Below are 4,813 nucleotides of genomic sequence, written 5' to 3' on the forward strand. Positions count from 1 at the left end.
AGATAGGATAGAAATATATAGTATTTAGCGTTCATTAGAGATTTCATAAGTTAAAAATTAGAATTTGATTAATTAGGCTGCGCAGTGTAAACACTTGCTAAATCGCTGTGAAACGTTTATTTTTCACATTAGCCTTCAAAAATAATCACAGCAGGATGTGAACCATGATTTCAGACCAATCTATGCAGCTCATTGATATGGTTGCCCGTGTCGGTAGCTTTACCGCAGCCGCCAACAAACTCCACAAAGTGCCTTCCGCTGTGAGTTACGCCGTTAAGCAGCTTGAAGAAGAGTTAGGGGTGGTACTCTTTATAAGGCATCACCGCAGTGTAAGCTTAACGCCAGCGGGCGAGCATTTTGTAAAACAGGCACGCACCTTACTCACTGAAATGGAAACCATGCGCTCTGATACGATAAGAGTCGCTAATGGATGGCAACCTACCCTCTCTATTGCGTTAGATAATATCGTGCGAGCCGATAAGATCAGTAATTTGATTGCCGATTTTTATCGCACTTTCGACAATGTCGAGTTGATCATACGCATTGAAGTGTTCAACGGCGTATGGGAATCGATTGCAACTGGACGCAGCGATATCGCCATTGGCGCAACGACCGCTATTCCAGTGGGGGGAGATTTCCACTTTAAAGATATGGGCGAGATTGAATGGTGTTTTCTGGTTGGAAAATATCATCCATTAGCAGAGATAGACAGGCCACTTGCTGATGATGAACTACGTCAATACCCGTCTATTTGTTTAGAGGATACCTCTCGTGAGATCCCTAAACGTATGACCTGGCTATTAGATAATCAACGCCGATTAGTGGTGCCAGACTGGATCCGTGCCATTAATTGCTTCAGAGAAGGCCTTGGCATTGGCTATATGCCGGCTCATTTCGCCTATCCTTTCATAAAAACGGGTGCGCTAATTGAAAAACAATTACAACGTCCTAAAAAGAAAAGCCCTTGCTGCTTAGCTTGGAATGCCGCCAATAAGTCTCCCGCTATGGCTTGGGTATTGGATTACTTGGGCGATACGGAAAAACTTCATAAAGATTGGCTAGACTAATAAATAGCGCGTCATGATGTTTGGATCAGTCTTTATGACACAGATATAGCCGCCATTAGCTTTATCCGACCGTAAAGCTAGGGTATGATTCAGTAACTTAACAAGCATTTTGAAGCTTATTGAGATTATCGGGAACTACCTGGTTAAATAAGGTTCAAACATACAGCTTGAGCATTTGTCTTCGGAGAAAGAAATGAGAGATATGACACAACAAACCGCCTACAGCAGCACGACTGCTGAGGTGAACAAACTTCTTAAAAATACCTATATGCTGCTATCAATGACGTTAGCTTTTTCTGCAGTATGTGCAGGTTTAGCAATGGCATTGGCGATTAGCCCTATGATGTCATTAGGTTTATCCATTGGTAGTTTGGTACTGCTGTTTGTTACTTTGCGTAAAGCAGAGTCAAGCGCTGGCCTCTTCTGGGTATTTGCGTTCACAGGTATGCAGGGTGCATCACTGGGTTACATCCTTAACCATTACGCTGGTATGGCTAACGGCCCACAGCTTATTATGCAAGCACTAGGCTTAACATCGGTTATATTTATCGCACTTTCGGGTTACGCAGTAACCACTAAAAAAGACTTTTCATTCATGCGTGGCTTCTTAATCGCTGGTTTAGTGATTATGGTTGTAGGCTTGCTAGTTAACATGTTCTTAGGTAACAGCATGGTCTTTATGGCACTTAATGCGGGTATCGCATTATTGATGACCGGGTTTATCCTTTATGATACGAGCAAAATCGTTAATGGTGGCGAAACAAACTATATTCGCGCCACTATCTCTCTGTACTTGGATTTCTTAAACCTCTTCGTCGCGCTACTGCATTTAATGGGTATAGGAAGTGATGACTAATACCAATTAATTTTAATTGAGTTAAAATGGTCCTACTTTAGGGCCATTTTTTTTAATCATGAGTAAATTTATTATCCAGGTAAACTCCCCTGCCTATGGCAGCGCATCGAGTTATAGTGCCTATCGTTTTGCCGAAGCAGCCTTAAAAAATGGCCACCTCATTGATAAAGTGTTTTTCTACCAAGATGGTGTACTCAATACCAATCACCTTAACAGCCCAGCAAGTGATGAATTCGATCTAGGTCGAGCCTGGTTGTCTCTCAGTGAACATTACAAGGTGCCATTGGTCAATTGCGTCTCGGCGGCGCTACGCCGTGGTGTATTGTCACAGACTGACGCCAAGGAAAACCAGCTGCCTCATTGGAACATGGAACCCCCCTTCATTATGGGCGGTTTAGGCGAGCTGGTTATTGGCATAGAGTCAGCTGATCGCTTAGTGAGTTTTTAGAAGCTATTTTAAGAGCGACTTTTAGGAGTTAGTGTTGAAAAAACTGTGTATTGTTTTTCGTCAAGGTCCTCATGGAACCGCTCATGGTAGAGAAGCTCTCGATCTCGCCCTGTTGAGTGCCAGTTTCGAACAGGAAGTGAGTCTTGTGTTTACTGATGAAGGACTTTTAAACCTACTTAATAATCAATCTCCGGAAACCATTGGTGCTAAGGATTACATCGCGACTTTTGGTGCGCTCCCCCTCTATGATGTCGATACTATTTTAGTTTGCCAGGACTCGATGACAGAGTTGTCGCTAGCGGAAGTTGATATCAAACTCGAGGTTGAAGTGTGTTCGCCACAGCGAATAGCATCACATTTGAGCCATGTTGATGAGGTCTTAGTATTCTAATGATATTACATCATATCCAGTGTTCACCAACGCAAAGCTCAGCGTTAAAAACATGCTTACGCTACATTGCCCCCTCTGACAGCATTTTACTGTCAGGAAACGCTGTCAATTGCTTGCTTACTCGAGTGTGGCAACAACAATTGCAACCCTATAGATTGATGTTACTCCATGATGATGTCGTTGCTCGCGGCCTCCAAGACCGCTTAAGTGCATATAAGCAAATTGGCTATAGTGACTTTGTAGAACAAACGTTAACCCATAAGAAAGTGATTAGTTGGTAATAGATGATTGAATTTAACGGACAACAGATAGAAACAGATCAGCAAGGCTACTTAAAAGTTGTCAGCGACTGGAGCCCCGAACTGGCGTTGATTATTGCGCAAGAAGAAAAAATCAACCTGACGGATGCACACTGGGAAGTGATTAACTTTGTCCGTGACTTTTACTTAGAGTTTAAAACGAGTCCAGCCATCCGTGTATTGGTCAAAGCGATTGGGCAAAAACTAGGAGCCGATAAAGGTAATTCAAAGTACCTCTATACTCTTTTTCCTATCGGACCCGCAAAACAAGCGACCAAAATAGCGGGCTTGCCTAAACCGGCAAAATGTATCTAACGACTGCAGCCCTCAATCGCCAAGCTAGTTGACGCCCTGCAAGCCTTTTGTAAATATCGGTGCCAGTGAGCATTTAATCCGTTTTAGACTGCGCATTGTAGCTCTGCTACATCATCTTTGTAATCTTGGTGAAATAGCTCCCCCTTTAGGGTGGAGCTAATTGAGGTTTAGACACGAGTGTTAGCCAGTCGCTTGTTTAGCAAGAGAGTGAATAAATTAAAGATTAGACTAGCTCTACTGAATGCTGAGTACCGAACGTTCAATTAGTGTTTTTCCTGAACCCGGATAGTACTTAAGTTGCCAATTTTCAGCCCCTTGGCTTGGATTATCGGCTATATAATTGAAATAACAATGTGTACTCGGTTCAGAAAGATCAGTACTAGAGAACCAATACACGATATCATTATCGCTGCTAAAGGCGGCATTTTCATGCCAGGCTAAGTTATACTCATCGTTATCAAGTAGCCCCTCCCAAACCTGCTTACAGTAGTCCCCTTGTAACACTGTTCCATTTTCGCTTTGTGCGGTCTCTAAGCCCAACGGAAAACCGGTTGCGGTTGAGTCAAGGTCTCCAGCCCCATAACAACGTAAGTTGGTTTCATAACCACTGCTACCTGAGGCTAACCAACAGCTATGATATAGACCAACCGCAGTTGTAAAACTACCAAATACGTTATGGATAGCTGCATCATGTGCATCTTGATTCAAACTGACAAACCGTGGGGCTGCAACAATTGAAATTAACCCTAAAATAATGATCACTACGACGAGTTCGATTAAGGTAAACCCTTTAGATCCTGACTTCATGTTTAGACTCTTAGATTAATAATTGGCTGCAAAAAATAACATCAAGCTATGATAAAGCAAATATTTGATATTCATACCAGTTCCATTAAATATGTGCTCAATTCAGAGCTCTCTCAGGGCTTTCAATTCCAGGCGTATTGTGGAAGAAATGGTTACTCCCTTTTAAGGCGATGCAACGCAGCAGTGAAAGTCCTGAGAAGCTCACGTTGTGCGGGTTTAAAATCGCTTTATACTGCGCATGTGGCTTTCGATATAGAATAACTATTAGCGACAACCCACTTGCTTGCCTAGAGTGATTTTAATTCCCGCTGAATGAGTAATTATTTGGTGGGATTGGTATTATGATGTTCTTACTCAATAACTAACCATTAAATTTTGGATACAAAAAAGCCCCGACTAGTGTCGAGGCTTGAATGATGGTACCGAGGCCGGACTTGAACCGGCACGTGCCCTGTTAAGAGTAGCGAGGGATTTTAAATCCCATTGGCAGGGACTTAACTGAGTTCAATAAATACTGGATACAAAAAAGCCCCGACTAGTGTCGAGGCTTGAATGATGGTACCCGAGGCCGGACTTGAACCGGCACGCCTATTAAGCGAGGGATTTTAAATCCCTTGTGTCTACCGATTC

At 42.8% G+C, this 4,813-nt stretch carries 7 protein-coding genes; 6 read left to right on the forward strand and 1 reads right to left on the reverse strand.

Features of this window, described 5'->3' with window-relative positions:
• Positions 1-164 precede the first annotated feature (164 nt).
• The 6 genes from punR to L2755_RS21735 all read left to right on the forward strand — a co-directional run bounded on the left by punR (position 165) and on the right by L2755_RS21735 (position 3,376).
• Positions 165-1,067: a DNA-binding transcriptional activator PunR gene (punR, locus tag L2755_RS21710; RefSeq protein WP_248982722.1), complete on the forward strand. Its 903-nt coding sequence runs from the start codon at positions 165-167 to the stop codon at positions 1,065-1,067.
• 202 nt (positions 1,068-1,269) lie between these two features.
• Complete coding sequence (locus L2755_RS21715) at positions 1,270-1,923, forward strand: Bax inhibitor-1/YccA family protein (protein ID WP_248982728.1); 654 nt, start codon at positions 1,270-1,272, stop codon at positions 1,921-1,923.
• Positions 1,924-1,981: 58 nt separating this feature from the next.
• Complete coding sequence (gene tusD / locus L2755_RS21720) at positions 1,982-2,371, forward strand: sulfurtransferase complex subunit TusD (RefSeq protein ID WP_248982723.1); 390 nt, start codon at positions 1,982-1,984, stop codon at positions 2,369-2,371.
• Positions 2,372-2,405: 34 nt separating this feature from the next.
• Entirely contained in the window at positions 2,406-2,762 is a 357-nt protein-coding gene (gene tusC / locus L2755_RS21725) for a sulfurtransferase complex subunit TusC (RefSeq protein ID WP_248982724.1), read from the forward strand.
• Entirely contained in the window at positions 2,762-3,043 is a 282-nt protein-coding gene (gene tusB / locus L2755_RS21730; protein ID WP_248982725.1) for a sulfurtransferase complex subunit TusB, read from the forward strand. The genes tusC and tusB overlap by 1 nt, the downstream gene beginning before the upstream one ends.
• A gap of 3 nt (positions 3,044-3,046) precedes the next feature.
• Positions 3,047-3,376 carry a TusE/DsrC/DsvC family sulfur relay protein gene (locus L2755_RS21735; protein ID WP_248982726.1) on the forward strand — a complete coding sequence of 110 codons (330 nt, stop codon included), beginning with the start codon at positions 3,047-3,049 and terminating at the stop codon, positions 3,374-3,376.
• Positions 3,377-3,610: 234 nt separating this feature from the next.
• Here the strand turns inward: L2755_RS21735 and L2755_RS21740 are convergent, their stop codons facing one another.
• Positions 3,611-4,183, reverse strand: a complete 573-nt coding sequence (locus L2755_RS21740) for a type II secretion system protein (protein WP_248982727.1) — start codon at positions 4,181-4,183, stop codon at positions 3,611-3,613.
• Positions 4,184-4,813: the final 630 nt, after the last annotated feature.

The sequence above is a fragment of the Shewanella abyssi genome (genome assembly GCF_023284025.1).
GTDB classification, from domain to species: Bacteria; Pseudomonadota; Gammaproteobacteria; order Enterobacterales; family Shewanellaceae; genus Shewanella; species Shewanella abyssi.

Coding starts and splice junctions, on each gene's coding strand:
- L2755_RS21715 (WP_248982728.1), top strand. CDS start 1,270: ATGACACAACAAACCGCCTACAGCAGCACGACTGCTGAGGTGAACAAA.
- tusD (WP_248982723.1), top strand. CDS start 1,982: ATGAGTAAATTTATTATCCAGGTAAACTCCCCTGCCTATGGCAGCGCA.
- L2755_RS21740 (WP_248982727.1), bottom strand. CDS start 4,183: ATGAAGTCAGGATCTAAAGGGTTTACCTTAATCGAACTCGTCGTAGTG.
- L2755_RS21735 (WP_248982726.1), top strand. CDS start 3,047: ATGATTGAATTTAACGGACAACAGATAGAAACAGATCAGCAAGGCTAC.
- punR (WP_248982722.1), top strand. CDS start 165: ATGATTTCAGACCAATCTATGCAGCTCATTGATATGGTTGCCCGTGTC.
- tusB (WP_248982725.1), top strand. CDS start 2,762: ATGATATTACATCATATCCAGTGTTCACCAACGCAAAGCTCAGCGTTA.